This is a genomic window from Qipengyuania triglochinis (assembly GCF_054655615.1).
This window is the reverse complement of sequence record NZ_BAAHND010000003.1, coordinates 81,717-107,217: the sequence shown is the minus strand read 5'-3', so window position 1 is coordinate 107,217 and position 25,501 is coordinate 81,717. Positions and strand designations below refer to the sequence as shown.

General features: G+C 61.4%; 27 protein-coding genes and 1 tRNA gene. 16 read left to right on the top strand and 12 right to left on the bottom strand.

The genetic code is table 11. The features are described 5' to 3' along the window. The first annotated feature begins 4 nt into the window (after positions 1-4). Both rpsO and pnp read left to right on the top strand, forming a co-directional pair. Positions 5-274, top strand: a complete 270-nt coding sequence (gene rpsO, locus ACYQ0G_RS12345; RefSeq protein ID WP_460103064.1) for a 30S ribosomal protein S15 — start codon at positions 5-7, stop codon at positions 272-274. A 177-nt stretch (positions 275-451) separates the two neighbouring features. After that, entirely contained in the window at positions 452-2,746 is a 2,295-nt protein-coding gene (gene pnp, locus ACYQ0G_RS12340; RefSeq protein ID WP_460103061.1) for a polyribonucleotide nucleotidyltransferase, read from the top strand. A 74-nt stretch (positions 2,747-2,820) separates the two neighbouring features. Here the strand turns inward: pnp and ACYQ0G_RS12335 are convergent, their stop codons facing one another. Then, positions 2,821-3,924 carry an NAD(P)-dependent alcohol dehydrogenase gene (locus ACYQ0G_RS12335; protein ID WP_460103060.1) on the bottom strand — a complete coding sequence of 368 codons (1,104 nt, stop codon included), beginning with the start codon at positions 3,922-3,924 and terminating at the stop codon, positions 2,821-2,823. Positions 3,925-4,023: 99 nt separating this feature from the next. On the opposite strand from ACYQ0G_RS12335, the gene ACYQ0G_RS12330 reads away from it, so the two are divergent. After that, positions 4,024-4,704: a spermidine synthase family protein gene (locus tag ACYQ0G_RS12330; protein WP_460103058.1), complete on the top strand. Its 681-nt coding sequence runs from the start codon at positions 4,024-4,026 to the stop codon at positions 4,702-4,704. Here ACYQ0G_RS12330 and ACYQ0G_RS12325 read toward each other — a convergent pair. Continuing rightward, positions 4,701-5,234 (bottom strand): DUF1993 family protein, encoded by a 534-nt coding sequence (locus ACYQ0G_RS12325; protein ID WP_460103057.1) that lies wholly within the window; start codon positions 5,232-5,234, stop codon positions 4,701-4,703. The two genes, ACYQ0G_RS12330 and ACYQ0G_RS12325, sit on opposite strands and share 4 nt — an antisense overlap. A gap of 63 nt (positions 5,235-5,297) precedes the next feature. Beyond that, the gene (locus ACYQ0G_RS12320) at positions 5,298-5,993 is read right to left on the bottom strand and encodes a GcrA family cell cycle regulator (RefSeq protein WP_460103055.1); all 696 of its coding nucleotides are present in this window, start codon (positions 5,991-5,993) and stop codon (positions 5,298-5,300) included. Between the two features lie 74 nt (positions 5,994-6,067). Here ACYQ0G_RS12320 and ACYQ0G_RS12315 point away from each other — a divergent pair, with 74 nt between their 5' ends. Further along, positions 6,068-6,985 carry an ABC transporter permease gene (locus tag ACYQ0G_RS12315; RefSeq protein ID WP_460103053.1) on the top strand — a complete coding sequence of 306 codons (918 nt, stop codon included), beginning with the start codon at positions 6,068-6,070 and terminating at the stop codon, positions 6,983-6,985. Between the two features lie 54 nt (positions 6,986-7,039). After that, a tRNA-Ala gene (locus tag ACYQ0G_RS12310) sits at positions 7,040-7,115 on the top strand. Between the two features lie 6 nt (positions 7,116-7,121). Here the strand turns inward: ACYQ0G_RS12310 and ACYQ0G_RS12305 are convergent. Beyond that, a complete protein-coding gene (locus ACYQ0G_RS12305) occupies positions 7,122-8,003 on the bottom strand; it encodes a DUF1499 domain-containing protein (protein ID WP_460103051.1) in 882 nt (293 codons plus the stop codon). Further along, positions 8,003-8,461, bottom strand: a complete 459-nt coding sequence (gene queF / locus ACYQ0G_RS12300) for a preQ(1) synthase (protein ID WP_460103050.1) — start codon at positions 8,459-8,461, stop codon at positions 8,003-8,005. Before queF ends, ACYQ0G_RS12305 begins: the two co-directional genes overlap by 1 nt. 102 nt (positions 8,462-8,563) lie before the next feature. Between queF and ACYQ0G_RS12295 the strand changes: the two genes are divergently transcribed. The 9 genes from ACYQ0G_RS12295 (at position 8,564) to ACYQ0G_RS12255 (ending at position 16,890) form a co-directional block, all read left to right on the top strand. Beyond that, a complete protein-coding gene (locus ACYQ0G_RS12295; protein WP_460103048.1) occupies positions 8,564-9,691 on the top strand; it encodes a hypothetical protein in 1,128 nt (375 codons plus the stop codon). A 51-nt stretch (positions 9,692-9,742) separates the two neighbouring features. Then, positions 9,743-10,570: a sulfurtransferase gene (locus ACYQ0G_RS12290; RefSeq protein ID WP_460103046.1), complete on the top strand. Its 828-nt coding sequence runs from the start codon at positions 9,743-9,745 to the stop codon at positions 10,568-10,570. Between the two features lie 71 nt (positions 10,571-10,641). Continuing rightward, positions 10,642-11,853, top strand: a complete 1,212-nt coding sequence (metC, locus tag ACYQ0G_RS12285) for a cystathionine beta-lyase (protein WP_460103044.1) — start codon at positions 10,642-10,644, stop codon at positions 11,851-11,853. Positions 11,854-11,866: 13 nt separating this feature from the next. Beyond that, positions 11,867-12,922: a mechanosensitive ion channel family protein gene (locus ACYQ0G_RS12280; protein ID WP_460103041.1), complete on the top strand. Its 1,056-nt coding sequence runs from the start codon at positions 11,867-11,869 to the stop codon at positions 12,920-12,922. A gap of 97 nt (positions 12,923-13,019) precedes the next feature. Next, positions 13,020-13,775: a uroporphyrinogen-III C-methyltransferase gene (gene cobA / locus ACYQ0G_RS12275; protein WP_460103365.1), complete on the top strand. Its 756-nt coding sequence runs from the start codon at positions 13,020-13,022 to the stop codon at positions 13,773-13,775. After that, on the top strand, positions 13,772-14,068 hold the full coding sequence (locus ACYQ0G_RS12270; RefSeq protein WP_221542116.1) for a DUF2849 domain-containing protein: 297 nt from the start codon (positions 13,772-13,774) through the stop codon (positions 14,066-14,068). Before cobA ends, ACYQ0G_RS12270 begins: the two co-directional genes overlap by 4 nt. Continuing rightward, on the top strand, positions 14,068-15,699 hold the full coding sequence (locus ACYQ0G_RS12265; RefSeq protein ID WP_460103039.1) for a nitrite/sulfite reductase: 1,632 nt from the start codon (positions 14,068-14,070) through the stop codon (positions 15,697-15,699). The genes ACYQ0G_RS12270 and ACYQ0G_RS12265 overlap by 1 nt, the downstream gene beginning before the upstream one ends. Continuing rightward, positions 15,692-16,138, top strand: coding sequence for a DUF934 domain-containing protein (locus ACYQ0G_RS12260; RefSeq protein WP_460103036.1), 447 nt, complete (start codon positions 15,692-15,694; stop codon positions 16,136-16,138). The genes ACYQ0G_RS12265 and ACYQ0G_RS12260 overlap by 8 nt, the downstream gene beginning before the upstream one ends. Continuing rightward, the gene (locus tag ACYQ0G_RS12255; protein ID WP_460103034.1) at positions 16,135-16,890 is read left to right on the top strand and encodes a phosphoadenylyl-sulfate reductase; all 756 of its coding nucleotides are present in this window, start codon (positions 16,135-16,137) and stop codon (positions 16,888-16,890) included. Before ACYQ0G_RS12260 ends, ACYQ0G_RS12255 begins: the two co-directional genes overlap by 4 nt. 4 nt (positions 16,891-16,894) lie before the next feature. On the opposite strand, the gene ACYQ0G_RS12250 is transcribed toward ACYQ0G_RS12255, so the two are convergent. From ACYQ0G_RS12250 to obgE, 3 genes are read right to left on the bottom strand one after another with little or no spacing between them, the layout of a single operon-like run. After that, positions 16,895-17,800, bottom strand: coding sequence for an NAD-dependent epimerase/dehydratase family protein (locus ACYQ0G_RS12250; protein ID WP_460103032.1), 906 nt, complete (start codon positions 17,798-17,800; stop codon positions 16,895-16,897). Then, on the bottom strand, positions 17,797-18,918 hold the full coding sequence (proB, locus tag ACYQ0G_RS12245; RefSeq protein WP_460103030.1) for a glutamate 5-kinase: 1,122 nt from the start codon (positions 18,916-18,918) through the stop codon (positions 17,797-17,799). Before proB ends, ACYQ0G_RS12250 begins: the two co-directional genes overlap by 4 nt. Before the next feature lie 5 nt (positions 18,919-18,923). Further along, a complete protein-coding gene (obgE, locus tag ACYQ0G_RS12240) occupies positions 18,924-19,979 on the bottom strand; it encodes a GTPase ObgE (RefSeq protein ID WP_460103029.1) in 1,056 nt (351 codons plus the stop codon). On the opposite strand from obgE, the gene ACYQ0G_RS12235 reads away from it, so the two are divergent. Then, positions 19,978-21,108: a MarR family transcriptional regulator gene (locus ACYQ0G_RS12235; RefSeq protein WP_460103027.1), complete on the top strand. Its 1,131-nt coding sequence runs from the start codon at positions 19,978-19,980 to the stop codon at positions 21,106-21,108. The two genes, obgE and ACYQ0G_RS12235, sit on opposite strands and share 2 nt — an antisense overlap. Here the strand turns inward: ACYQ0G_RS12235 and ACYQ0G_RS12230 are convergent. The 4 genes from ACYQ0G_RS12230 to argH all read right to left on the bottom strand — a co-directional run bounded on the left by ACYQ0G_RS12230 (position 21,105) and on the right by argH (position 24,815). Next, entirely contained in the window at positions 21,105-21,875 is a 771-nt protein-coding gene (locus tag ACYQ0G_RS12230; RefSeq protein ID WP_460103025.1) for a precorrin-2 dehydrogenase/sirohydrochlorin ferrochelatase family protein, read from the bottom strand. The genes ACYQ0G_RS12235 and ACYQ0G_RS12230 overlap by 4 nt on opposite strands. Then, positions 21,875-23,137 (bottom strand): diaminopimelate decarboxylase, encoded by a 1,263-nt coding sequence (lysA, locus tag ACYQ0G_RS12225; protein ID WP_460103023.1) that lies wholly within the window; start codon positions 23,135-23,137, stop codon positions 21,875-21,877. The genes ACYQ0G_RS12230 and lysA overlap by 1 nt, the downstream gene beginning before the upstream one ends. Positions 23,138-23,199: 62 nt before the next feature. Beyond that, positions 23,200-23,436 carry a hypothetical protein gene (locus ACYQ0G_RS12220; protein WP_460103020.1) on the bottom strand — a complete coding sequence of 79 codons (237 nt, stop codon included), beginning with the start codon at positions 23,434-23,436 and terminating at the stop codon, positions 23,200-23,202. A gap of 5 nt (positions 23,437-23,441) precedes the next feature. Then, a complete protein-coding gene (gene argH, locus ACYQ0G_RS12215) occupies positions 23,442-24,815 on the bottom strand; it encodes an argininosuccinate lyase (RefSeq protein WP_460103364.1) in 1,374 nt (457 codons plus the stop codon). A 16-nt stretch (positions 24,816-24,831) separates the two neighbouring features. On the opposite strand from argH, the gene ACYQ0G_RS12210 reads away from it, so the two are divergent. Beyond that, entirely contained in the window at positions 24,832-25,389 is a 558-nt protein-coding gene (locus ACYQ0G_RS12210) for a TlpA family protein disulfide reductase (protein WP_460103018.1), read from the top strand. Positions 25,390-25,501: the final 112 nt, after the last annotated feature.

The window sequence follows — 25,501 nt, the reverse complement described above, 5'->3', positions numbered from 1 at the left end:
ATGCATGTCGGTTACTGCCGAAAAGAAACAGGAAATCATCAAGGACAACGCCCAGAACGAAGGCGATACCGGTTCGCCGGAAGTCCAGGTTGCAATCCTTACCGAGCGTATTCGCAACCTCACCGATCACTTCAAGGCCAACCACAAGGACAACCACTCGCGTCGTGGTCTCCTTATGATGGTCAACAAGCGTCGCAACCTGCTCGCCTACCTCAAGAAGGTAGATGTCGAGCGGTATAACGCTTTGATCCAGAAGCTGGGTCTTCGTAAGTAAGAGTTTTCGGGAAGGGCGGCTCAAACGGGCCGCCCTTTTCGCATTGGCTACCTTCGCAATTCGGCGCAGGGGCAAACCAGAGGCAAGATAAAGCGCCTCGAACCGGACCGGGACGGATTGCCCGGCACAGTAGGCCCCGCACCGCAATAAGGCCGTGCGGGTCATCAAGGAAAATACATGTTCGACAAGAAAACCGTATCGATTGAGTGGGGCGGAAAGACCCTCACCCTCGAAACCGGACAGATCGCCCGTCAGGCTGACGGCGCCGTTCTGGCTACTTATGGCGAAACCGTGGTGCTCTGCGCCGTGACCGCCGCCAAGAGTGTACGCGAAGGGCAGGACTTCTTCCCGCTGACCGTTCACTATCAGGAAAAATTCTCCGCTGCGGGCCGTATCCCGGGTGGCTTCTTCAAGCGCGAAGGCCGCGCTACAGAGAAGGAAACGCTGACTTCCCGTCTGATTGACCGCCCCGTGCGTCCGCTCTTCCCGGAAGGCTTCTACAACGAAATCAACGTTATCGCGCAGGTCCTGTCTTATGACGGCGAGACCGAGCCCGATATCGTCGCCATGATTGCCGCTTCGGCCGCGCTGACGATCTCTGGTGTGCCCTTCATGGGCCCGATCGGTGCTGCACGCGTCGGCTTCAAGAACGGCGAATACGTCCTCAACCCGAGCCTGGAAGATGCACTCGGCGAAGACGGTCGCCTCGACCTCGTCGTCGCTGCGACGCAGGACGCGGTGATGATGGTCGAATCCGAAGCCAAGGAACTGACCGAGGAAGAAATGCTCGGCGCCGTCATGTTCGCGCATGATGAAAGCCGCAAGGTCATCGGCGCGATCATCGATCTCGCCGAACAGGCTGCCAAGGATCCATGGGAAATGGACACCTCGGACGATACCTCGGCGATCAAGGAAAAACTTCGCGGCATCGTCGGTGACGACATCGCTGCTGCTTACAAGCTGACCGACAAGTCGGCCCGTTCGGATGCGCTCAACGATGCGCGCGCCAAGGCCAAGGAAGCCTTCGCTGACGAAGAGCCGCAGACTCAGATGGTCGCAAACAAGGCGGTCAAGAAGCTGGAAGCGGAAATCGTTCGCGGCGCCATCCTCAAGGACGGCCAGCGTATCGACGGCCGCAAGCTTGATCAGGTTCGCCCGATCGAAGCGATGGTTGGCCTGCTGCCCCGTACGCATGGTTCGGCGCTGTTCACGCGTGGTGAAACGCAGGCTATCTGCACCACCACGCTTGGCACCAAGGATGCCGAGCAGATGATCGACGGTCTCGAAGGCCTGTCGTACAATCACTTCATGCTGCACTACAATTTCCCGCCCTATTCGGTCGGTGAAGTGGGTCGCTTCGGTTTCACCAGCCGCCGCGAAACCGGTCACGGCAAGCTCGCATGGCGCGCACTGCACCCGGTTCTGCCTGCGCATGAAGATTTCCCCTATACCATCCGCATCCTGTCCGACATCACCGAGTCCAACGGTTCGTCCTCGATGGCGACCGTGTGCGGTGGCTGTCTCTCGATGATGGATGCCGGCGTTCCGATCGAACGCCCGGTATCGGGCATCGCCATGGGCCTCATCCTCGAAGGCGACGACTTCGCCGTTCTGTCGGACATCCTGGGTGACGAAGATCACCTCGGAGACATGGACTTCAAGGTCGCCGGTTCGGAGAAGGGCATCACCTCGCTTCAGATGGACATCAAGGTTGCCGGCATCACGCAGGAAATCATGAAGACCGCTCTGGAGCAGGCCAAGGCCGGTCGCGCACACATCCTGGGCGAAATGACCAAGGCGCTTTCGGGTGCTCGCGGTGAAGTGTCCAAGCACGCTCCGCGTATCGAAACCATGCAGATCGACAAGTCGAAGATCCGTGACGTTATTGGTACGGGCGGCAAGGTGATCCGCGAGATCGTTGCTGAAACCGGTGCAAAGGTCGACATCGACGACGAGGGCGTGATCAAGATCAGCTCCTCGAACGCCGATGAGATCGAAGCCGCCAAGAAGTGGATCGAAGGCATCGTCGAAGAGGCGGAAGTCGGCAAGATCTACAACGGCAAGGTCGTCAACATCGTCGATTTCGGTGCTTTCGTGAACTTCATGGGCGGCAAGGACGGTCTCGTCCACGTCAGCGAAATGAAGAACGAGCGCGTTGAAAAGCCGACCGACGTCGTGTCGGAAGGCCAGGAAGTCAAGGTCAAGGTCCTCGAGATCGACAATCGCGGCAAGGTCCGTCTGTCGATGCGAGTGGTCGACCAAGAAACCGGCGAAGAGCTGGAAGACACGCGCCCACCGCGCGAACCGCGTGAACCGCGCGGTGATCGTGGCCCGCGTGGCGGCGGCGGTGGCCGTGGCGGAGATCGCCGTGGCGGTGGCCGTGGCCCGCGTGGCGGCGGTCGTGACCGCGGTGACAAGGGCGGTGACAACGGGGGCGGTGAAGCCCACGTGCCGGACTTCCTGAAGGACTGACCCTTCTGACTTAGACAACGGAAAGGCCGCGGAGAGAAATCTTCGCGGCCTTTTCCATGATTACGTCGTAGAACTCAGCTCATCTCAAGGATCGGCTTGAAGACCTTGCCATCGTGCAGGTCCTGCACAGCCTCATTGATCTTATTGAAGGGGTAGCGCTTAACCAATTTGTCGAACGGAAAGAGCCCGCGCTGGTACAGGCGGACCAGTTCGGGAATGAACTGCTTCACCTTTGCGTCACCTTCCACACAGCCGACGATCTTGCGGCCGCTGAGGATCTGGTCGTTCGCGTCGAAAGCATACTCGGTACCTGACGGCGGTGCGCCCACGACAACCAAAGTGCCCCTCTTCGCTAGTGATTCAAGCGCTGCACGCGCGGCCTTGTCGTTGCCGCTGCATTCGATCGAGTAATCCATGCCGGCCTCAATGATGCCTCGCACTTCTTCTGCTACATTGATGCCTTCTCCCGCTGTGATCGTATGCGTTGCACCGAATTCCTTTGCCAGCTCGAGCCGGTCATCATTCGTATCGACTGCGATAATCGTGCCGCATCCGGCCACCTTAGCGCCCATGACAGCTGCCATACCCACGCTACCTACGCCTGATACCAGCAAATTTGAACCTGCAGGCGGCTGCGCCGTACGCATCACTGCCCCTGCACCTGTCTGAATGCCGCAGCCAAGGGGGCCGAGCAGGGAAATATCCACGTCGCTCTCGATTTTCACGACATTGCGCTCATGCGCGATCGAGTGCGTCGCGAAGCTCGATTGCTGGAAGAAAGCAGCGTTCGGACCGTCATCGAATACGGGTGCGTCTTCTCCCTGACGCTTGTTCATGAAGTTAAGCGCTTCGAAATCGTTGCAATAGGCCGGATCCCCTTCCTGACACGGACGGCAGCGACCGCATGACCCGTATGACAAAACCACATTGTCGCCTTCGGCCAATCCGTTCACATGGTCTCCTACTTTGAGGATCGTTCCGGCACCTTCATGACCCAGCACGACCGGATAGTTTGTCGGTAGATTACCTGCCTGGACGGAGAGATCGGTGTGACAAACCCCTGTCGCGATCAGTTTTATCAGAACCTCGTGTGGTCCTGGATCGGCAATTGCCCTTTCTTCTATAGCGTAATCCGCTCCAGCTTCTGAAATGACGGCGACACGGGCTTTTGTGGGCATGAGATTCTCCATAAGTCTTGCTCTTGGAAATGACCGAGGGCCCTGCCTCGTTCCGCTATTAGACGTTGCTCGCGTGCCGACCGGTGCTAGGGAGCGTGAATGCTTCCCCGCGAAACCATAGCCACCGCCGATATACCCGGAGGGGAAACTCTTACGCTCGTCAGTCACGGCCGTGACTTCATCATCATGCTCGCCCGGAACGAGCTGATGGGCACGCGCATGCAATTCAGCGAAGAGCAGTTGGCCGAGTTGACGCTGGAAGAAGTGGGAAAGAAAAGCCCGCGAGTGTTGATCGGCGGTTACGGAATGGGCTTTACCTTCCGCAAGGCTCTGGAAAAGACCGGCGAGGGCGCGGAAGTAGTAGTCGCAGAAGTTGTGCCTGAAATTCTTGAATGGGCAAAAGGGCCGCTGGCCCATCTGACCGGCGACACGCTCAAAGACCCGCGTGGCGAAGTAGTCTTGTGCGATGTGGCAGCCCTGATCGACGATGCCAATGACGGTACATGCGCCAAGTGGGATGCAATCCTGCTCGACGTGGACAATGGACCTGACGGTATCGTGCGCGATGGAAACGAACGACTCTATTCGCGCACGGGTCTTGCCAAGGCGCGTGACGCCCTCAATTCGAACGGGGTGCTTTCTGTCTGGTCCGCCGCACCGGACCATAAGTTCCGCACGCGGCTTAAAGAAGCAGGCTTCGACGTTGAGGAGCGCAGGGTGCGGGCGCGGCCCAACAATAAAGGGCCGCACCACACGATCTGGTTCGCAAGAAAGCCTTAGCGCTGGAACATTGGGCCCGCTGGATTGCCCATGTAATCCCGCTTGCCCAGCGGAACGCCCTTCATCCGCAAAAGTCCGTAAAAGGTGGTCGCGTGGAACTGGAAATTTGGCATATTGAAGCCAAGCAGAAAACGCTCTCCCGGAAGGGAAAAACGAGTCTCGCCGCCTAGCACGAAGTCTATATTTTTCGCGGCGAGCGCCTTGATTTCGTCCGGCTTGCATTCATCCATGCGTTTCTGAGCTGAAGCAACCATGGCGCGCATCGCGTCCCAGTCTGTAGGAATGTCCGTAAAGTCGGGCGTGAATGCGCCGTCGGGAAGCTGGTCGAGTGCATAGGCACTATGCATCCAGCAAGAGCGTATGTGCCAAGGGAGTGGCCACATGTCTTCGGCCAATCTGGCTTCATACATTTCGGCGTCCGAGCAGCCACCGTTTCCTGCAAAGGCTTCACCCTTGTCGATCAGGCCGGGCAAAGCGTCCAGTAGTTGGCGGATGGTCGGTACGAAGGCGGCGTAGAGATCGAAAGCCAAGATATCCTCCGGTCAATAAAAAGGGCCCGCCGGAATTGCTCCGACGGGCCCACGAATATGTTCCTAGCGAACCCTCGGTCCGCCGAAAGGCAGCGGCGGAGGGGGGCGGCGGGCACCGCGAGGCAGCTGTGCCTGATACGCCCTGCCGCAATGTTCGACGCAATAGGGGAAGCCGGGGTTTACCGCTTCACCGCAGAAATGGAAATCGGGCTCGCCCGGGTGGCCCATCGGCCAGCGGCAGACCTTGTCGGAAAGATCAAGCAGGCTGGTCTTGTCTGCGATCGAAGGGTCGGGCTTTGCCGGAACGAGGCGCCTGGGCGGGGCCGGCGGGATAGGGGGCTGCTGATCGCCCGGACCCTGACGCAAGAAGCCGCCCGGACCGACGGAAACGATCTTGGGAAGGTCCGAATTCTTGTTGGGCATCGGCTGAGAAGGGATTGCCGCATCCGCTCTTGGTGCCGGCTGCGCGGTCGGTTGAGCGGGGGCAGCTGCTGGCGCAGGCGTTGGTGCGGGGGGCGCAGCAGGGCGAGGTGCGGCCTTTTTTACAGCGGGCTTCGCCGCTGGCTTGGGCTTGGGCGCTGGTTTTTTCTTTTCCGCTGCTTTTACCGGCGATGGGCGCGATTTGAGGCCAAGACGATGCGCCTTGCCGATTACGGCATTACGGCTGACACCGCCCAATTCCTCGGCGATCTGGCTGGCAGTTGAACCGCCTTCCCACATCTTTTTCAGCGTCGCGATCCGTTCGTCGGTCCAGCTCATGCGAATCCTGTATCCTTCATGTCTCCGCCACGGCTGTCTTGCCAGCGGAAGTGCTTGGCCCTAGGCGCAGGGCCATGGCCGATCAAGTCCAACCCTCTCCCGCCGTAAATCCCGACCGTGGTCAGTCCAGCGAGGATGCCTCTTTCACCGAAATCACGGGCAAGGGGAGGGGCAGTTTCCCGAAACGCGGAGAACCGGTGATCACCGGGATCAACCGCGTGGGGTTATGGAGCCTCTATATTAAGGAGGTTCGCCGGTTTCTCAAGGTCCAGACGCAGACGATCTGGGCTCCAGCCGTAACGACACTGCTTTTTCTGGTAATCTTTACCGTAGCATTGGGCCGTTCGGACCGGGAAATCCTCGGCGTGAATTTCGCAACTTTCGTTGCACCGGGGCTGATCGTGATGGGCATGATGCAAAATGCCTTCGCCAACTCCAGCTTTTCACTCCTTTCCGGCAAGATTCAAGGGACCATCATCGATTTGCTCATGCCGCCGCTTTCGACCGGCGAACTGATGACGGGCATCGTGGCTGCCGCAGTTACGCGAGCCGTAGCTGTCGGGTTTGCAGTGGCTCTCGCCATGGCTTTCTATCCTGGAGTAAGCCTGGCGACGGCCCATCCCTGGGCAGTGGTCTGGTTCGGCCTGATGGGAGCGGTAATGTTGGCGCTTATGGGGCTTCTTGCTTCGATCTGGGCTGAAAAGTTCGATCACAATGCCGCAGTGACGAACTTCGTGATTGCGCCGCTGAGCCTCCTTTCGGGCACTTTCTATGTAATCGATAATCTGGCGCCGCTTTTTCAGACGATCAGCCGTTTCAACCCATTCTTCTATGTGATCAGCGGCTTCCGCTTCGGCTTCCTGGGGCAAAGTGATATCGGCGACACCAATCAGGCCGTCATTCATAGCGCTGTCGGCCTGGGCCTCTTTAATCTGGTCTTCGCCTTCGTGGTCTACCGCATCCTTGCTTCGGGCTGGAAAATCCGCAGCTGAGAGATGCTTCAAATTGGCGTCTGGGTTAGCTAATTCTGCGCATACACCTGGAACGGGGCCGTAGCTCAGTTGGGAGAGCGCGTCGTTCGCAATGACGAGGTCAGCGGTTCGATCCCGCTCGGCTCCACCAGGCGGTTCAGTTCTTCAATCGATCCTCGATCGCCTCACGCAGTTCCTTAACTCGGGCGGCATTGTAACCAAGGTCCGACACACCCACCCGGCTTACCGATCGCAAGTCTATCTGACCATCTGCGACACGCGCCACCACGTCGTCCTTGAACCCGAAAGCGAATGTCTCGGCCACGCCCTCGACAGAGTTGCTGCCTGCTACCCGGTGCACATCCTGCAATCCGATTGCGCCCATCGCCGCGACGATAGCGTCCAGAGCTTCATCGTCGTTGGCTTGGCCAAGGACGATCGGGCGCAGTTCGGGATATTCTTCTGCAATGATGTCGGCGTGATTCTTGACCTTCAGGGCACTATCATCTGAATTTGCCCACATCTCGATCCTGCCGAGTGGGGTGCCATAATCGTTTACCGGATTGGCGCCCGCCTGCGAACGCATTGCCATGGTCTGATCGGAAAACGCCGGCGGGTCCCGCAGATCGGTTGCGACATCGTGGATCGGCGGGGCGGACTCTGCCTGGGACTTCATTGACAGAAGTCCAACAAAAAGCAGGGCAGGGATGGCAAACGCCAATGCAGCCTTCCACCAAGGTCCTCGTGGTGTCTTGAAAAATGCCAGCAGAAAGGCGACCGCCGCTACCAGGGCGGCGATTGCAATCAAGATTATTCCAGCGTCACGGATCATGAACCCCAGGCCCGTACGCCAATCAATCAGTCCGAATTTCGGGCCGAAGACCGCTAGCCCGAACCACGCAAGCACGGCGAGTGAAAGCCAGAGTGCATATTTGGGGAGGCGACGGCGCCACTCGCGGCGTTCAATTACGGGTGTTGAGTTAGAGTGGGCCTCTTCGTTTGGCTTGGTCACCCGGTCCGACTGATCTTTGTCTTGCATCACCCTCTACCCCTATATGACGAAACACCCTGATCAGGCACCCACAGGCCGTCAGGAGCAGCACCGCTCTGCCAGAAAACGTCGATTGGTATGCCTCCTCGAGGATACCAGTAGCCACCGATGCGCAGCCATTTCGGCTTCATTTCTTCGAACAGGCGTTGGCCGATCCCGACCGTCACGTCCTCATGGAACCCGCAATGATTGCGGAAAGATCCAAGGAATAGCTTCAGGCTTTTCGATTCAACTATGGTCGCATCGGGTGCGTAATCGAGCACGAGATGTGCAAAATCAGGTTGGCCAGTGACCGGGCACAATGAAGTGAATTCGGGCGCCGCGAACCTCACCATGTAGAGTTGTCCGGTTCGTGGGTTCGAAACATAGTCCAGTTCCGCGTCTTCGGGGGACGCAGGAAGGGGGCTATTCTCTCCGAGAAATTTGGGTGTCACTGTGTCGCTCATGCAGCGCATCTGCCGCGAATGTCGGTTTGGCGCAAGGCGGGGCTTGGAAGCGCGGGCTTCAGTGCCTATTCAGCGGCCCGATCAAATCAGGCAACCACGCCCATGTTTACCCGCAAATACCTTCCATTCATCGCGCTTACACTCGCTGCGCCGTCTCCGCTGCTCGCGCAGAGTGTGCAGGATTTCCAGCTGCCGCCAAATCCGACGCCTACGCCGACTCCGCGCGTTCAAGGACCCGTCGATACCGAGGGCGATGCGGTGCCAGTACGCCCACGGGTCATCGTCACCCCGACCCCCACTCCCGCTCCAGTCCCCACACCGCGGCAAACAGCCCCGGTTCAGCCTATAATCGAGCAGCCGGCTCCGAGCCCATCGCCGTCGGTGCGCCCTGCACCGACACGAGTTGTACCAGCTGATCGCCAGCCTCGTGCCACGCAGGACCAGCCACGCACCTCGCCCACACCGCAAGAACGCTCGCCGATTGATCCGGCTGAAAACGGGCCGGTCGTGCCAGCATCCCAGGCTGAGCCTCCATCCGCTGACACGACAGCAGCGCCTGCACCGATCCAAGCCGACCCGATCGTTCCTGCGTCGGAGCCCGACCTCGGAAGTGAAAATTCGAACTGGATCTGGCCTGCCGTGGGAGGAAGCGTCCTGGCGCTGCTTGGCCTTGGCTACGCCTTTTCGCGACGGCGCCGGAGCGCGCCTCCACCGATGATAGAGCGGCCTATGGTTAGTTCGGGCGGCCCCATCGCGGTAACCGATATCCATATCCGCACAGATGCTATCAAACTTACGCGTTCGGTAATGAACGCTACGCTTCACTACCGCGTATCGCTGATCAACAAGGCTACCCGAGCACTGTCGAACGTCACGATCGGGGCTGATATGGTTTCTGCGCATGGCGGCGTGCCGATGGAGCAGCAGGTTGCCAGCGCTAACCAACCGCTGGAGAAGCGTCACCAGTTCGACCGCATCGCGCCGGGCCAGAATGTCCGGTATGAAGGCCAGATAACGATCCCGCTTTCGCAGGTGCGCGCTATCCGTCAGAACAACGCCGCGCTGTTCGTGCCCCTTCTGCGCCTGCGCGTCGATAGGGCAACCGCCGAGCCGTTGGTTAAAACCTTTGTAGTAGGTCTTGGTGTGCCCGGCGGTGGAAGGGTGATGCCCTTCCGTATCGATGAAGGGCCTCGCAGTTACGAACCGATTTCCGCTCGCGCCCTAGACTAAGGAAGGCCGACATCATCGACAGTCCTCAAAGCGCACGCTAGCGTGCCGGACATGGACAAACTTGTTTCTACCGAATGGCTTGCCGCGCGGATGAGTTCCGATGACATCGTGATCCTCGATGCCACTCAGCATCTCCCCGATGCGGGCCGTGATGCACGCGCTGAATTCGAGGATGGGCACATTCCGGGTGCGCGCTTTCTCGATCTGGCGAGCTTCGTGGACGAAGAATCCGATGTCCCCAAAGCCGTGCCGAGCGCCGAACAGTTCGCCGAGCGCATGGGTGATCTGGGTATCGCACCGGGAAGCCGGATAATTCTCTACGATGACAGCGCGATCCGCAGTTCGGCGCGTGCCTGGTTTATCCTCGATAGGTACGGGGAAGACAATCTTGCGGTTCTAGATGGCGGTCTGGCTAAATGGCGGGCTGAAGGCCGTGAATTATCCCAACGTCATGTAGAAAACGCGCCGCGCCACCGTACCGAACCGGAGCCGACGCGCGAGATCAGGACCAAGGAGGAAATCCGCGAGAACCTTGAGGACGCGCAGTGGCAGGTGGTCGATGCGCGCGATACGGCTCGGTTCGAAGGCGAGGAAGGTAGCGGATCGGAAGGGCATATCCCGGGTGCACGCAATGTACCCTTCGTTCGCCTGCTGAATGACGATGGTACCTACAAGGACCGGAATGCCATTCGTACCGAATTCGAGCGCGCTGGTGTTGATCTTGAGCGGCCAGTGGTTACCACTTGTAACAGTGGTATGACCGCAGCGGTCTTGCTGTTCGGATTGGAATTGACGGGCAAGGAGGACGTTGAGCTCTATGACGGCAGCTGGATGGAATGGGGCAGCGATCCCGAATTGCCAAAGGAAAGCGGTGAGTGAGACTTGCCACCTCTCTTGCTGAATACGGCCACAGCCAATTGCGTCTGAACCGCAGGATGACCGGAGCATAAATGAGTTCTCATAAGGGCGATGCGATAGGTAAGGGTACCAAGCTGGTTACCGGCGGGCGTTCCGGCGCCTTCGGAGAGCATGTCGTCAACCCCCCTGTCTGGCGTGCCAGTACGCATCTCTACTCCGACTGCGGTGCTCTGCGTGAAGGCGTCAAAAGCAATGCGGATGGCCACTTCTTCTACGGAAGGCGGGGCGCGCCCACGCAATGGGCCTTGGCTGAGGCGCTGACGGAGCTTGAGCCGGGCGCCGATGGAACCGTGCTCTATCCAAGCGGACTGGCTGCGCTCGTTGGAGCGCTTATGGCAGTTTTGCGCGCGGGCGATGTACTTCTGGTGCAGGACAATGCCTATGATCCAACCCGCAACACGGCAATGGGATTGCTAAAGCGCTACGGAGTAGAGCATCGCTTTTTCGACCCGCTCGATTTAGACACCTACGCCACTGCCTTCTGCGAAAAGACCAAGGCCGTCATGCTCGAAAATCCGGGCAGCCTGACAATGGAAATCTGCGATGTTCCGGCGCTTGCACAAGTGGCTCGCGAAAAGAGCGCCGTAACGTTGATCGACAACACATGGGCAACCTCGATAGGGTTTGCCGCGTTGGAGCACGGCTGCGATATCTCGATCACGGCATTGACCAAGCACGTCGGAGGCCACTCCGACGTGATGATGGGTGCTGCCAGCGCAGGCGAAAAATGGCACCGCCGCTTGCGTCAGACTGCGCAGCAACTCGGGCATGTTGTATCGCCTGACGATGCCGCACTCGCTCTGCGTGGGCTACGGACGATGGGCGTACGGTTGAAACAGGAAAGCGAAAGCGCGCTTGCAATTGCACGCTGGCTGAGCGGGCGCGACGAAGTGGCGCATGTGTTGTGCCCGATGCTCCCCGACGCGCCGGGCTACGATCTGTGGCAGCGTGACTTCACTGGAGGGTGCGGCCTTTTCAGCTTTGTCCTGCGTGGGCGGGACGATGCGGCTCGCTGCCGCCTGATCGACGCATTGGATCTGTTCGGCATAGGCTACAGTTGGGGCGGCTTCGAAAGCCTTGCGCTTCCCTTCGACGTTGAACCGATCCGCAAGAAGATGTCTTGGCCTAAAGAGGGCTGGGGGGTTGAGGATCGCTGCGGTATACGCTTATCCATCGGGCTCGAAGATACGGACGATCTGATCGCCGATCTGGAGCAGGCCTTCGCGGTCATGAATCAGGGATAGATACGGGACTTACGTGCAAGGCGATACACCCCCCACTGCCACTCCTACCCAAGACGCAGCTCCGGTAGAGCAAGCCTGGAGCCTGGCCGAAAATGCGCCGGATCAAGGCGGTGTCGCCGCCGCCGAGGGGTTCAAGGAAGCGGTCGGCAGTCAGAATGAAACGGTCGGTTCCGTCTTGGATGGTCTCGATGCGGTGGCACTCAGCATGGGCGACATGCGGATCTCTCTGCTCGACGTGCTGCTAGTCGCTGCGATCGTGGCTGGTGTGCTGTTCTTTGCCTGGTTCTTCAGCAAGCTTGCACGTCGCGGGGTACGCCGTTTCACCAAGCTGGACGAAACGCAGCAACTGCTGGCCGAAAAGATACTCACCATCGTCGTGTGGGCGGCCGCATTTTTCCTCGGCATCGATTTGCTCGGTATCGATCTTACCGCGCTGGCAGTGTTCTCTGGCGCATTCGGCCTTGCGATCGGTTTCGGCCTTCAGAAAACCTTCGGTAATCTGATCGCCGGGATCATCTTGTTGATGGACAAGTCGATCAAGCCAGGCGATGTCATTGCAGTGGCGGACATGGCTGGTAACGAAACTTTCGGCCAGATCCGCAAGATCGGTGTCCGCGCCGTATCCGTTACGACCCGTGACCAGCGCGAATATCTCATTCCGAACGAAAATCTGATGATCAATCAGGTGGAGAACTGGTCCTATTCCAGCAAGAACGTGCGGATGCAGGTGCCGGTGGGGGTAAGTTACGAAGCCGACATGAATCTGGCCGAAAAGCTGATGCTCGAAGCCGCAGCCAATTGCGACCGAATACTGAAGGCTCCTCCGCCCACGGTCTGGATGAGCGAATATGGAGACAATTCAGTCAATTTCATCATCCACTGCTGGATCCAAGACCCTGAAGATGGTGTGGGCAATGTTCGGAGTGCCGTGCTGAAGAAACTGTGGTGGCTTTTCAAGGAGAATGGGGTGGAGATCCCATTCCCACAGCGCGACATCCACATCCGCTCCAGCGATCAGCTGGATCGGTGGTTCGCCGCGCGTAATGGTGAATTGCCTGCAAAAGATTAGGTTGGAGCATCTACAGCGGGGATTTCAAAATCTCCGCTACCTTGGGGCACACGCATTCTGATTGGCGAAGTTCCGCTCGCTCGCACATCTTCCAGTCATGGCAAAAGCTGGAACCATCTATCTCGTCGGCGCAGGACCGGGCGATACCGACCTTCTCACCGTGCGCGCAGCGCGGCTGATCGAGAGCGCTCGTGTCATCGTCCACGACGGCCTCGTCGATCGGTCGATTCTTGATCTTGCACCGCGTGGTGCGGAACTGATTTCGGTCGCGAAGCGACGTTCGAAGCACACGATGCCGCAGGAAGAGGTCAATCAATTGCTGATCTCCATTGCAAGAAGCGGGCAGGATGTCTTGCGTCTGAAGGGCGGCGATCCCTTCGTCTTCGGACGCGGCGGTGAAGAGGCGGAAGCTGCACGTGCCGCGGGCGTATCGGTAGAGATCGTACCCGGTATCAGTGCGGCCAATGGTGCGGCAGCGGCGGCGCAGATCGCGCTTACGCACCGCGATGCTTCGTCGATCGTCAGCTTCGTGGCCGGGCAATGCAAGGGGCTGGCGGATCAGGATTGGGCGGGGCTGGCCGGAAAGGGCCGCACGCTGGTGATCTACATGGGCGTGAAGACTGCGCCTTTGATCGCCGAAAAGCTCATGGCCGATGGCCTTTCGCCCGAAATGCCAGTTGCGGTCATCGAAAATGGTGCACGGCCAACTATGCGCGTCCTGAGGGCGTCGTTGGCCGGCTTGCCCGATCTGGTGGAGCGCGAAAATGTGATCAGCCCTTCACTTATCGTAATTGGCGAAGTGACTGCACGTGACGATGCGCTGGCGGCTCTCGCGCAGGAGGCGGCGATATGAGAATACTCACCGGAAATGATTTGAAGACCGGCTTCGTCACCTGGTGGACGGGCAGCGACTGGTCGTTGCATGTAGAAGATGCCGTCGATGTCACCGGCAAGGAAGACGAAATCGCAAGCCGCGAGGAAGCCGCTCGCCGCGTTAACGTGCCCTATGCCATCGATGCCGAATTGCACGAGGGCAGCCCGCGCCCTGCGCATATCAAGGACCGCGTCCGCGCTCTCGGGCCTACCGTGCGGCAGGACCTCACCCTCAAACCGGCCGATCCCGATATCGGCAACTGGGTTATCTGATGTATCTTTACGACCAATATGACCAGACGATGGTCGATGCCCGCGTGGAGGAATTCCGCGACCAGGCGCAACGCCGCCTCGACGGAAAGCTGACCGAAGACCAGTTCAAGCCGCTGCGGCTGATGAACGGGCTCTATCTCCAGCTGCACGCTTATATGCTGCGGGTTGCGATACCTTATGGCACGCTCAACAGCCGGCAGATGCATGCGTTGGCGGATATCGCGGACAAGTATGATCGCGGGTATGGGCATTTCACCACGCGGCAGAACATCCAGTACAACTGGATCAAGCTGGAGGATGCGGCGGATATCCTGGCCGATCTGGCGAAGGTCGAGATGCATGCGATCCAGACCAGCGGGAATTGCATCCGCAATATCAGTTCGGATCACTTCGCTGGCGCTGCCGCGGACGAGGTTGTCGACCCGCGGCCCTATGCCGAATTGCTTCGTCAGTGGTCGAGTTTCCACCCTGAATTCAGTTACTTGCCGCGCAAGTTCAAGATTGCGGTGATTGCCAGCGACAGCGATCGGGCGGCGATGCGGCTGCATGACATCGGGATCCAGATCGTGGAGCGCGATGGCGAGCTAGGCGCCAAGTTCTATGTCGGCGGCGGCATGGGACGCACCCCGATGGTGGCGCCCTGCATCAAGGAATTTGTCCCGCTGGATCAGCTGGTTACATACACCGAAGCCTGTCTGCGCGTGTACAATCTACAAGGCCGGCGCGACAATAAGTACAAGGCCCGCATCAAGATCCTGGTCCATGAAATGGGCGCCGAGGCCTATGCCGAGGCGGTTGAAAAAGTGTACGGAAAACTGGCCGAACACCCTCTTGATCGGGTGGTCGAAGAGTTGGAACGCATCCGGACGTTCTTCGAGGACCCCCTGTTCGAGGAAGATGCGAGCGAAACGATCGATCGCACCGATCCGGACTTCGCACTGTGGGTCGATCGCAACACTGTGGCGCATAAGGCACCCGGTTATGTGTCGGCCGTCATCAGCCTGAAGCCCGTCGGCGGCATCCCCGGCGATGCCACGTCGGAGCAGATGCGCCTGATGGCCGACCTGGCGAAGGATTACAGTTTCGACGAGCTGCGCGTGATGCACACGCAAAACATCGTCCTGCCGCATGTCCGCAAGGCCGATCTCCATGCGCTGTGGACCGCGCTGGACGGAGCCGGGCTGGGCAGCCCCAATCTCGATACGGTGGAAGATATCATCGCCTGCCCGGGGCTCGATTATTGCAGCCTGGCCAATGCGCGGTCGATCCCGGTGGCGCAGCAGATATCCGAGCGCTTCGCCGCCAACGGCAAGACCGAGGCGCTGGGCCAGCTGAAGCTGAAAATCTCCGGTTGCATCAATGCCTGCGGGCATCATCACGCCGGCCACATCGGCATCCTGGGCGTCGACCGCAAAGGGGTGGAGAATTACCAGCTCCTTCTCGGCGGGAGCGAGGCCGAAGATGTCAGCCTGGCCAAAATCACCGGCCCCGGCTTCGACGAGGCGGGCATTGTCGACGCGGTGGAAACCGCCGCCGATGTCTATCTACGCGAACGCCAGGACGGAGAGCGCTTCCTCGATACCTATCGCCGCATCGGCATGAACCCTTTCAAGGAGGCGCTCTATGGCTGACCTGTCTTCCGAAACCGACCGCCTCATCCGCTATCGTGACGATCAGCCGGTCGATCACGGCGCGGTGACCGTGGATGCTTTCCTCGACCAGTCCAACGCTTCCGCCGTCCGGATCGAACCGGGCGACGATGCGCGCGAGCTTATCCCTCATCTGGAACGGCTTTCGCTGGTGGAGGTGAACTTCCCCGCATTCGGCGATGGCCGCGGCTATTCCTCTGCCCAGATCCTGCGCGAAGCCGGGTATGATGGCGAGCTGCGCGCCGTGGGCGATGTGCTGGTGGACCAGGTGGCCTATATGCGCCGCTGCGGCTTCGATGCGTTCGAGCCGGACAGCGCGCTCGACGAAGGCGATCTGAAAGCCGCGCTCGATCGCTGGCCCGAAGTGTACCAGAAGGCTGCCGACGGTCGCACGACGATCTGGAGCAAGAGGCACGCGTGAACCAGCTGCGCGCCATCGACCGGCTCGACACGGCCCCCCGCTTTTCGGAGCATGATGCGATTCGCCTGAATCGCATGTTCTGCGGCAGCGAGACCGAAGAGTGGCTGAGCGCGGTCCTGCGGGACGGGCTGGCCGGCGATGCGGCGATCGTGTCCAGCTTCGGCGCCGAAAGTGCCGCGCTGCTGCATCTGGTTTCGCGGATCGATCCGAGCGTGCCCGTGCTGTTCCTCGACACCGGCAAGCATTTTCCCGAAACGCTGGCCTATCGGGACGAGCTGGCGGACCGCTTCGGCCTCAACCTCGTCAATCTGTATCCCGATCTCGACGATCTGAAGACGCGCGATGAGACCGGGCTGCGCTGGTCCTACGATCCCGATGGCTGCTGCGAATTGCGCAAGGTGCGTCCGCTGGCCAAGGCGCTGGCGACCTATGATGCCAGCCTGACCGGTCGCAAGGCGTTCCAGTCATCGACCCGCGCCAATTTGCCGCGAATAGAGATCGACACGTCGGACGAGCAGGGCCGGTTGAAGATCAACCCGCTGATCGATTGGGATGCGGACCGTATCGCCGCCTATTTCGAAGAACACGACCTGCCCCGTCATCCGCTGGTGGAACGCGGTTTTCCCTCTATCGGCTGTTCGCCCTGCACAAGGCCGGTGGGCGAGGGTGAAGACCCGCGCGCCGGACGCTGGGCCGGCTGGGACAAGGTGGAATGCGGCATTCACAAACCGGGCGAAGAACCCTTCCTCTAAAAGGCTAGAGCCAGCCTTCGCGTTCGTACCAGCGCGCCGTGGCGCCAAGCCCGGCCGGGCCGTCGAGCCGCGGGGTCCAGACATTTTCCGGGACGCGGCGGGCAGGGCGGGCCACCCAGTCGGGATGGACCATATAGCCCACGCGATCGGGCGTGAGCTTGGCCTTGTCCCGCCGCAGCAATTGATCGGCGCGGGCGGCGAGGCCAAGGACCGCACCGGGGAGATGCGGGGCAAAGACGCGGCGGCCCATCGCCTGGCCGATCAGCCGCGCCAGTTCACCATGTTCATAGCCGCCCTGCCGCCCGTCATCGGGTTCCAGCGTGGCGCCGGACGCGATACCTGCGGGGGCCAGAGCCAGCAGGCATTCGGCCAGATCGTCGACATGGATGATCGAGGTATGGCCTTCGGGCGGCACCGGCACGACGCCGTATTTGGCAGTGCGGAAAAGTTCGAACATGTCGATATCGCGCGGGCCATAGACGGCCGGGGGCCGCACGATGGTAAAATCCATGCCCGAGGTTTCGACATAGCCTTCGGCGCTCGCCTTGGAGGCGCCGTATTGTGACAGCGACGGCTCACGCGCCGAGAGCGAGGAGGTGAAGACGAAGCGCGACACGCCCGCCTTGCGCGCCGCATCGAGCAGATTGCGCGTGCCGACGACATTGGCTTGTTCGAACTCACGCGGATCGGGCGTATTGGTCAGGCCCGCCACATGCACCAAGCTGTCCGCGCCATCGCACAGCTTTTCGAGCGAGGCGGGATCATCTAGGCTGCCAGCAATCCAGAACACGCCGTCGCGATCTTCCTGCGGCCGCCGGGTTAGTGCGCGAACGGCAATACCCTGCCGCGCAGCCGCATCGAGCACCGCCTGACCGACGAAGCCGGTCGCCCCGGTCAGCGCAACGATCATGCCTTCACCATGTGATCGCGGTGAACCACAGCCGCGCGCGGTGAATAGCCGAGCTTTGCCGCCTGTTCTTCCTCGCGCAGGCCGAGGATCGATTGGCATTCGGCAGCAGTATATTCGACCAGACCCTGTCCCAGACGCTCACCCTTGGCCCCGAAGATCGCCACCAGATCGCCGCGCCGGAAATCCCCTTCGATTTCGGTCAGCCCTGCGGCCAGCAGGCTGGCGCCTTTCGCCAAAGCTTCGGTACAACCGGCATCGACTGTCAGCACGCCTGCGGGGGCAAGACGGCCAGAGAGCCAAGCCTTGCGCGCGCTTTCATCGCCCTGCGGCAGGAAGATCGTGCCGCGACCGGCGAATAGCGCCTTGTTGATCGGGGCGTTGTGCGTGCCATTGATGATCGCGAGCGCAATTCCGGCCCGCTCCGCAATGCGGGCGGCCTGCAGCTTTGCCAGCATGCCGCCAGAACCCATGCCAGATACTGAATCGCCGGTGGCCATGGCGATGACTTCAGGAGTCACACCTTCGACCGTGGGGATGAAGCTGGCTTCGGGATCGGCAGGGTCGCGATCGTACAGCCCGTCGACATCGGACAAGAGCAGCACGGCCTGTGCCTGCGCGGCCTGCGCTACGCGGGCGGACAGGCGGTCATTGTCACCGAAGCGGATTTCCTCCGTCGCCACGCTGTCGTTCTCGTTGATGACGGGGATCGCCCCGGCCTCGATCAGCCGTTCGAGCGTGGCGGAGGCATTGAGATAGCGGCGGCGATCTTCCAGATCATCCAGCGTGACCAGCATCTGCGCTGCTGTCAGCCCGTGATCGGCCAGCCTTTCGGACCATAGCCGCGCCAGTTCGACCTGGCCCACGGATGCCGCCGCCTGCGCATCGGCAAGGCTGGCGCGTCCGCCCTTGGGCAGGGCCAGCTTTGCCGCACCCAGCGCAATTGCGCCCGATGACACCACGATAACCTGCGTGCCGTTCTTCGCCAGCCCGGCAATCTCTTCGACCAGAGTGGCCAGCCATTCGGCCCGCGCCTGCCCGCGTTCGATCAGCAGGGCCGAACCGACCTTGATGACGATGCGCTTCGCCTGCGCGAGATCGGATAGGCTGGCGATGCCCATGGGCGTCAGATGGGCGACCAGTCGGGCTCGTCGGCCTCGTCCTCGACCTCTTCGGCCTGCGTTTCGGTGGAGGTGCGATCGGGCAGGTAGGACAAAACGCCGTCGAGCAGTTCTTCCATGCCTTCGCCGGTCGCGCCGGAGATGTTGAACACCTTGTCGGCACCGGCGGCCAGCAATTCGTCGGCAAAGGCCTTGCCCAGTTCGGCATCGGCAAGGTCGAGCTTGTTCAGCGCGACCAGTTGCGGCTTGTCGGCCAGCCCTTCGCCATATGCGTCCAGCTCGGCATTGACGGTGTTATAGGCTTCGGCCGGATCCTGGCCTGCAATGTCGATCAAATGGATCAGCACGCGGCAGCGCTCGATATGGCCCAGGAACCGGTCACCGATACCGGCACCGTCCGCCGCGCCTTCGATCAGGCCGGGAATATCCGCCAGCACGAATTCGCGGCCCTTGTGCCGCACGACGCCCAGCTTGGGGATCAGCGTGGTGAAGGCGTAATCGCCGACCTTGGCCTTGGTGTTGGTGACCTGGTTGATCAGCGTGCTCTTGCCCGCATTGGGCAGGCCCAGCAGGCCGACATCGGCGAGCAGCTTCAGCCGCAGCCAGACCCACATTTCCTCGCCCGGCATGCCGGGCTGGTGCTGGCGAGGGGCGCGATTGGTGGAGCTTTTGTAGCTCGCATTGCCGCGGCCGCCGATGCCGCCTTCGAGGAAGACGATTTCCTGGCCCACTTCGGTGAAATCGGCCAGCACCTCTTCCTTGTCTTCCGACAGGATCTGCGTGCCCACCGGCACGTCGATGATGAGATCGTTCGCGCCTGCGCCGGTGCGGTCCTTGCCCATGCCGTGGGAGCCGCGCGGTGCCTTGAAATGCTGGGCATAGCGGAAGTCGATCAGCGTGTTGAGGCCCTGCACGGCGCGGAAGATGATATCGCCGCCCTTGCCGCCATTGCCGCCGTCGGGGCCGCCATATTCGATATACTTCTCGCGCCGGAAGCTGACCGCACCCGGGCCGCCCCCGCCGGATTTCAGATAGATCTTGGCTTGGTCGAGAAAATGCATGGTCCAGCCCCTAATCGCTTTTGCCGCCCTTGGCGAGCGCCGTGGTGCGTGGCGCGCGCATCCGGGCTGCATGCATGGTGAGATATTGACAAATTCACGCTCTGTTCTACTTCTGTTCCTGCAACTTGAAGGGGCTGATTCGATGCAGGATTTCGCTTACGAGCCGGTTTACGATGGTGCCGGTTGCCAGCTGACGGTCACGATCCTGGCCGATCGCGACACGGTGCGGGGCGAAATGCGCGCCGATGCCGAAGGCGCGGGCTTCCGCGTGCTGGAATGCTGCGGCCTCGATGAATTCGGCAGCGGGTCGAGCGGGGCGCTGGGCGATCTGGTGCTGGTCGATTGCACGGCAATGGACGCGCAGGCCATGGCGCTGCTTTCGCGGCTGGATGTGCGCGCGGCCAAGTCAGGCGCGCAGCTGGTCGTCTCCACCATCATGGACTCGCTCGACGTGGTGTTCGGCTGTTTCACAATCTCGCCGGCGCAGATCCTGGTCGATCCGGGCCGCGCCGACCGGGTGATCGCGATCGGGCGCGTGCTGGCCAGCGTGCCGAACCTGCGCCTGCGCGAACTGTCGGAAACCGACCGGCTGATGCTGCTGCGCCTGACCGAACAGGTCGGCCGCGTGGCGCAGCGGGTGGAAGGGCTCTCGGCGCAGGTCTTCGCGGGCCGCACGGCGGACGGGGGCGCCTTCCGCTTCGAATCGCCTAGGCAGACGTTCCGCGGCGAAAGCGATGAACCGGGCACCAGAGCGCGCGATATGGCGCCCCAGTTGCCGCCCGCCGAAACGATCCGCAAGCTGATCCACCACCGGCAGCTGCGCAGCAATTTCTTCGATGCGGAACTCTTCGCCGATCCGGCGTGGGACATCCTGCTCGACCTCGCCGCCGCGCGGGCCGAACGCCAGCAGGTCAGCGTCAGTTCGCTGTGTATCGCAGCGGGCGTTCCCGCCACCACGGCACTGCGCTGGATCGGCCAGATGGTCGAAGCCGACCTGCTGCTCCGCATTCCCGATCCGCATGACCGTAGGCGTGCCCATATCGCGCTGGCGGACAGGACAGCGGACAGCATGGCCCGCTATTTCGCGGCGATCGGGTTTGTTACTGCGGGTGAGGCTGTCGCGGCCTAGGCTTTGCGGCGCAGGATCACGGCGATCCCGTCACCCGGCGGGTCGGCGGGCAGGGCAATGCGCTGCGCATCGGCCCGGGCGCGCACCAGAATCGCTTCGGGAATGGCGGGATCGTGTAGCACCGCATCCGCTTTGCCCAGCAGGCGTGCCTGGCGCAGGGTCAGATCGTCGGGATCATCGCTCGCCAACACGAATTCATGCAATTCCATGCCGCCAGTGGTCGCGGGACTGGCAAGCCATTCCCCGACGCCGGCAGTTTCGCGGCTCTCGAGCGGATCGAGCGCGCCCCCTTCCGCCAGCGCATCGTCGAGCGCCCTGCGCCGTGTCGAAGCTTCGGGGAATTTGCGCCGAATAGCCTCGCGTGCATCGGATAGCGCCTGCGCCAGCCCGCCGAGCGACTGGGGCAGAAGGCGCTCGAGCCGCAGGCGCAGATGCTTGGCCAGCCCCGCCGAAGCACCGCCAGTGCTCACGGCCACCAGCACAGGATCACGGTCGAGCACGCTGGGCAGGGTGAAATCGCACAGCTCTGGTTGGTCGGCGACATTCACCAGCAACCCGGCGCGCTTCAGCCGCAAATGCGCGGCAGCCGCCGCCTTCGGGTCGTCCAGCGCCACGAAGGCGAGCCGCGCGTAATGAGCCTCGGTTTCCGGGCAAGGAATGCCTCCCGCCCGCACGACAAGCCGCGCTTTTGCATCGGCCATTTCGCCGTCGCCGACCACGACGACACGCTCACCCCCGATCCGGTGGAAGAGGGGAAGCGAATGCATCAGCCTTCGAGCCAGTCGGGCACGCGTTCGGCGTCCATGATCGAATCCGCTCCGATCCGCTCTGCCACCACGGCATAGCGGTCATCGTCCACCAGCACTTCGGCCACGAAACCGCGCGAATTGTAGCTCGACGCCATGGTGGCGCCATAGGCCCCGGCGGTGCGGAATACGGCGAGATCGCCGGCAACAAGTTCATCGCATTCGCGGTCCATCGCGAAAGTATCGCCGGTTTCGCAGATCGGCCCCACGATATGCGCCACGGTCGTTGCGCCGCTGGGCTCCACCGCTTCGAAATCGTGCCAAGCGCCGTACATGGCAGGGCGGGCAAGATCGTTCATAGCGGCATCGACCACGACGAACGGCCGCTCGATCCCGCGCTTCACCCGGATGACCCGCGTCAGCAAGACACCCGCATTGCCCGCGATCACCCGGCCCGGTTCGAACATCAGCTGCACGTCCCAGTCGCGGGTAACGCGCGCAACCATGGCGCCGTATTCCGCCGGGGCGGGTAGTTCTTCGCCAGCCTTGTAAGGAACGCCCAAGCCTCCTCCAAGATCGGCATGGCTGACCTTGCAGCCGCCATCGCGGAGTTCCGCGATAAGCGCGCCGACTTTCCCGAAGGCTGTTTCCAGCGGTTCCAGATCGGCAAGCTGGCTGCCGATGTGAACGGCGATGCCGCGCATGTCGAGACCGTCTTCCTTCGACAGCGCAGTGTAGATTTCCACCGCCCGGTCGAGCGGGACGCCGAACTTGTTCTCACGCTTGCCGGTTGAGATTTTCTCATGCGTGCGCGCATCGACATCGGGGTTCACCCGCAAGGCACAGGCGGCCTTCATCCCCAGCCGCCGGGCGATGGCAGCGAGCTCGTAGCCTTCTTCCTCGCTCTCGACATTGAACTGGCCGATGCCCGCTTCGAGGCCTTCCTGCAGTTCGGCGTGGGTTTTCCCGACGCCGGAGAACACGATGTCTTCCGCCTTCATCCCGGCAGCCAGCGCGCGGCGCAGTTCCCCGCCCGACACCACGTCGGCACCGTAGCCTTCATTGGCGAGTACATGCAGAACGGAGAGGTTAGGGTTCGCCTTTACCGCAAAGGCGATATGCGGGTTTTTCAGCTCTGCCAAAGCATCGCGAAAGACGCGCGCATGGCGCACCAGCGTGGCGCGCGAATAGACATAGACCGGCGTGCCGACATCTTCGGCAATCGCGGAAAGCGGGACATTCTCGGCGTAAAGTGCGCCGTTACGAAGCTGGAAATGGTCCATGCCGGCGCCTCTGCCCAATCCCGAGCGGTGTGTCTAACAATGTGTGCTTGTGAGGGTGCAATTCATTCGGGCGGAAGGTCGAAAGGATCGTCTTCCCGTTCTTCGGAACGGGTCCGCAATTCAACCGAACGGTCCGGTGCAGCCTGCGGGTCGAGGGCCAGCAGATCCTGCGAATCCGGCTGCACTTCCGCGCCATAGGGTGTGGGGGGCAAGGTCTCACCCGCCAGCGGCTTCAGATCCGTTTTCTGTCCGCAGGCCCCCAGCAGGGCGGCCAGGCCGAGAATGGCGATTGTACGCATAGAGATCAGAATTCCTCCAGCCGCTTGCGGGCTTCTTTCGCCTGTTCCCTTACACGGATGGGTGCCGTGCCGCCATAGGAAGCGCGGGCAGCCACGGAGGCATCGACCGACAGGGCATCGAAAACCCGTTCGTCGATCCGTTCGTCGATGGCTTTCAGATCCTCGATCGCAAGGCTGTCCAGAGCGACCCCCTTCTCGTCGGCCAGCTTTACGGCTGCGCCGGTGATATGATGCGCCTCGCGAAAGGGAACGTCGGCCTGGCGCACGAGCCAGTCGGCAAGATCGGTGGCTGTCGCATGTCCAGCCTCGGCCGCCTTGCGCATCCGGTCGGTGTTGAAGCCGCTGTCGGCGACCATGCCGGCCATGGCGGCAAGGCTGAGATCGAGCAGGCCTGCCGCTTCGAACACGGGCGGCTTGTCGTCCTGCATGTCCTTCGAATAGGCCAGCGGCAAGCCCTTCATGGTCACCATCAGGCTGGTGGCGCAGCCAATCACGCGGCCCGCGTGACCGCGCACGAGTTCGGCGGCATCGGGATTGCGTTTCTGCGGCATGATCGAACTGCCGGTAGAAAGCGTGTCGGGCAGCTTCACGAAGCCGAAGGGCTGGCTGGCCCAGATGATGAATTCTTCCGCCAGACGGCTGAGGTGCAGCGAACATTGGCTGGCCGCCACCAAGTAATCGAGCGCGAAATCCCGGTCCGACACGGCGTCAAGGCTGTTGCGCGTCGGGCGGGCAAAGCCGAGCGCCTGCGCGGTCATGTCGCGATCGAGATCGAAGCCGGTGCCTGCCAGCGCCGCAGAGCCCAGCGGGCATTCGTCCATCCGCGCCAGCGCATCGGAGAAGCGCGAGCGATCGCGGACCAGCATCTCGAAATAGGCGAGCAGGTGATGGCCGAGTGTGACCGGCTGCGCGGTCTGCAAATGGGTGAAGCCGGGCATGATGCTGTCGGCATGTTCCTCGGCACGCTGGACCAGTCCGCCGAGAACCGCGTCGATCCCGGCAATGGCGCGCTGCATCGCCGTGCGGACCCACATGCGGAAATCGGTTGCCACCTGGTCGTTGCGGCTACGGGCAGTGTGCAAGCGACCCGCCGCCGGGCCGACGATTTCGGTAAGCCGCGATTCAACCGTCATATGGATGTCCTCGAGATCCCAGTCTTCGGGCACCCCGTCGGTTTCATATTCGGCGGCAACCTGCTGCAGTCCGTCATCGATCGTCTTGGCATCGGCTTCGCTCACGATGCCCTGCTTCGCCAGCATGGCGACATGCGCGCGGCTGCCCGCGATATCTTCCCGCCACAGCGCCTTATCGAAAGGGATTGAGGCGTTGATTTCACGCATGATCGCGCTAGGCCCTTCGGCGAACCTTCCGCCCCACATGCTGTTGGAGCCCTTATTGTCCCGCTTGTTGCTCACGTTCGTCTGTATCCTCGGTCTGGCTGTTGCCGGCTGCGATAGGAGCGCGCCCGAGCAGGCGCAAGAAAGCGGTGCTTCAAATGCGGCAACCGGGGAAATCGACACCTCCACTGCAGGCACGCTGATGCCGGTGATGAATGTGCAGGACCCGGATGGCCGCGATCTCAATCTCGGGGCGCTGCAGGGGCAGCCCGTGCTGCTCAACCTGTGGGCCACGTGGTGCGCGCCCTGCGTCAAGGAAATGCCCCTGCTCGATGACTTGGCGGCTGACTATGGCGACAATTTGCGAGTGGTCACGGTCAGCCAGGATATGGGCAGCGCAGACAAGGTTGCCGCTTTCTTCAAGGAGGGTGGCTATGAGCATCTCGAGCCGTGGCTCGATCCAGAGGCCGGGCTTGGATATGCTCTTGGTGACACGGTGCTGCCGACCACGGTTCTCTACGATGCAAGCGGACAGGAAGTCTGGCGTGTGCGGGGGGATTACGACTGGGGAAGCGAGGAAGCTCGCGCGACTATCGATCAGGCTTTAGCGGGTTAGAGCGGCCGTTTGGCTGTTCTCACCGACTGCGTAGAATAAGCTGGTGCGCCGCGCGCATCATGTGATGCACAGCTTTCATCGCGGTTTGGACAATTTCGCGCTATAGGCTCCA

What these genes read in the sequence shown, in the direction of transcription:
- ACYQ0G_RS12295 (WP_460103048.1), top strand. Translation starts at nt 8,564, where the DNA reads ATGTTTACCCGCAAATACCTTCCATTCATCGCGCTTACACTCGCTGCG.
- obgE (WP_460103029.1), bottom strand. Translation starts at nt 19,979, where the DNA reads ATGCATTTTCTCGACCAAGCCAAGATCTATCTGAAATCCGGCGGGGGC.
- ACYQ0G_RS12260 (WP_460103036.1), top strand. Translation starts at nt 15,692, where the DNA reads ATGGCTGACCTGTCTTCCGAAACCGACCGCCTCATCCGCTATCGTGAC.
- ACYQ0G_RS12220 (WP_460103020.1), bottom strand. Translation starts at nt 23,436, where the DNA reads ATGCGTACAATCGCCATTCTCGGCCTGGCCGCCCTGCTGGGGGCCTGC.
- rpsO (WP_460103064.1), top strand. Translation starts at nt 5, where the DNA reads ATGTCGGTTACTGCCGAAAAGAAACAGGAAATCATCAAGGACAACGCC.
- ACYQ0G_RS12330 (WP_460103058.1), top strand. Translation starts at nt 4,024, where the DNA reads ATGCTTCCCCGCGAAACCATAGCCACCGCCGATATACCCGGAGGGGAA.
- argH (WP_460103364.1), bottom strand. Translation starts at nt 24,815, where the DNA reads ATGTGGGGCGGAAGGTTCGCCGAAGGGCCTAGCGCGATCATGCGTGAA.
- ACYQ0G_RS12265 (WP_460103039.1), top strand. Translation starts at nt 14,068, where the DNA reads ATGTATCTTTACGACCAATATGACCAGACGATGGTCGATGCCCGCGTG.
- metC (WP_460103044.1), top strand. Translation starts at nt 10,642, where the DNA reads ATGAGTTCTCATAAGGGCGATGCGATAGGTAAGGGTACCAAGCTGGTT.
- proB (WP_460103030.1), bottom strand. Translation starts at nt 18,918, where the DNA reads ATGGGCATCGCCAGCCTATCCGATCTCGCGCAGGCGAAGCGCATCGTC.
- ACYQ0G_RS12315 (WP_460103053.1), top strand. Translation starts at nt 6,068, where the DNA reads ATGGCCGATCAAGTCCAACCCTCTCCCGCCGTAAATCCCGACCGTGGT.
- lysA (WP_460103023.1), bottom strand. Translation starts at nt 23,137, where the DNA reads ATGGACCATTTCCAGCTTCGTAACGGCGCACTTTACGCCGAGAATGTC.
- cobA (WP_460103365.1), top strand. Translation starts at nt 13,020, where the DNA reads ATGGCAAAAGCTGGAACCATCTATCTCGTCGGCGCAGGACCGGGCGAT.
- ACYQ0G_RS12335 (WP_460103060.1), bottom strand. Translation starts at nt 3,924, where the DNA reads ATGCCCACAAAAGCCCGTGTCGCCGTCATTTCAGAAGCTGGAGCGGAT.
- queF (WP_460103050.1), bottom strand. Translation starts at nt 8,461, where the DNA reads ATGAGCGACACAGTGACACCCAAATTTCTCGGAGAGAATAGCCCCCTT.
- ACYQ0G_RS12320 (WP_460103055.1), bottom strand. Translation starts at nt 5,993, where the DNA reads ATGAGCTGGACCGACGAACGGATCGCGACGCTGAAAAAGATGTGGGAA.
- ACYQ0G_RS12235 (WP_460103027.1), top strand. Translation starts at nt 19,978, where the DNA reads ATGGTCCAGCCCCTAATCGCTTTTGCCGCCCTTGGCGAGCGCCGTGGT.
- ACYQ0G_RS12270 (WP_221542116.1), top strand. Translation starts at nt 13,772, where the DNA reads ATGAGAATACTCACCGGAAATGATTTGAAGACCGGCTTCGTCACCTGG.
- ACYQ0G_RS12230 (WP_460103025.1), bottom strand. Translation starts at nt 21,875, where the DNA reads ATGCATTCGCTTCCCCTCTTCCACCGGATCGGGGGTGAGCGTGTCGTC.
- pnp (WP_460103061.1), top strand. Translation starts at nt 452, where the DNA reads ATGTTCGACAAGAAAACCGTATCGATTGAGTGGGGCGGAAAGACCCTC.
- ACYQ0G_RS12290 (WP_460103046.1), top strand. Translation starts at nt 9,743, where the DNA reads ATGGACAAACTTGTTTCTACCGAATGGCTTGCCGCGCGGATGAGTTCC.
- ACYQ0G_RS12305 (WP_460103051.1), bottom strand. Translation starts at nt 8,003, where the DNA reads ATGCAAGACAAAGATCAGTCGGACCGGGTGACCAAGCCAAACGAAGAG.
- ACYQ0G_RS12250 (WP_460103032.1), bottom strand. Translation starts at nt 17,800, where the DNA reads ATGATCGTTGCGCTGACCGGGGCGACCGGCTTCGTCGGTCAGGCGGTG.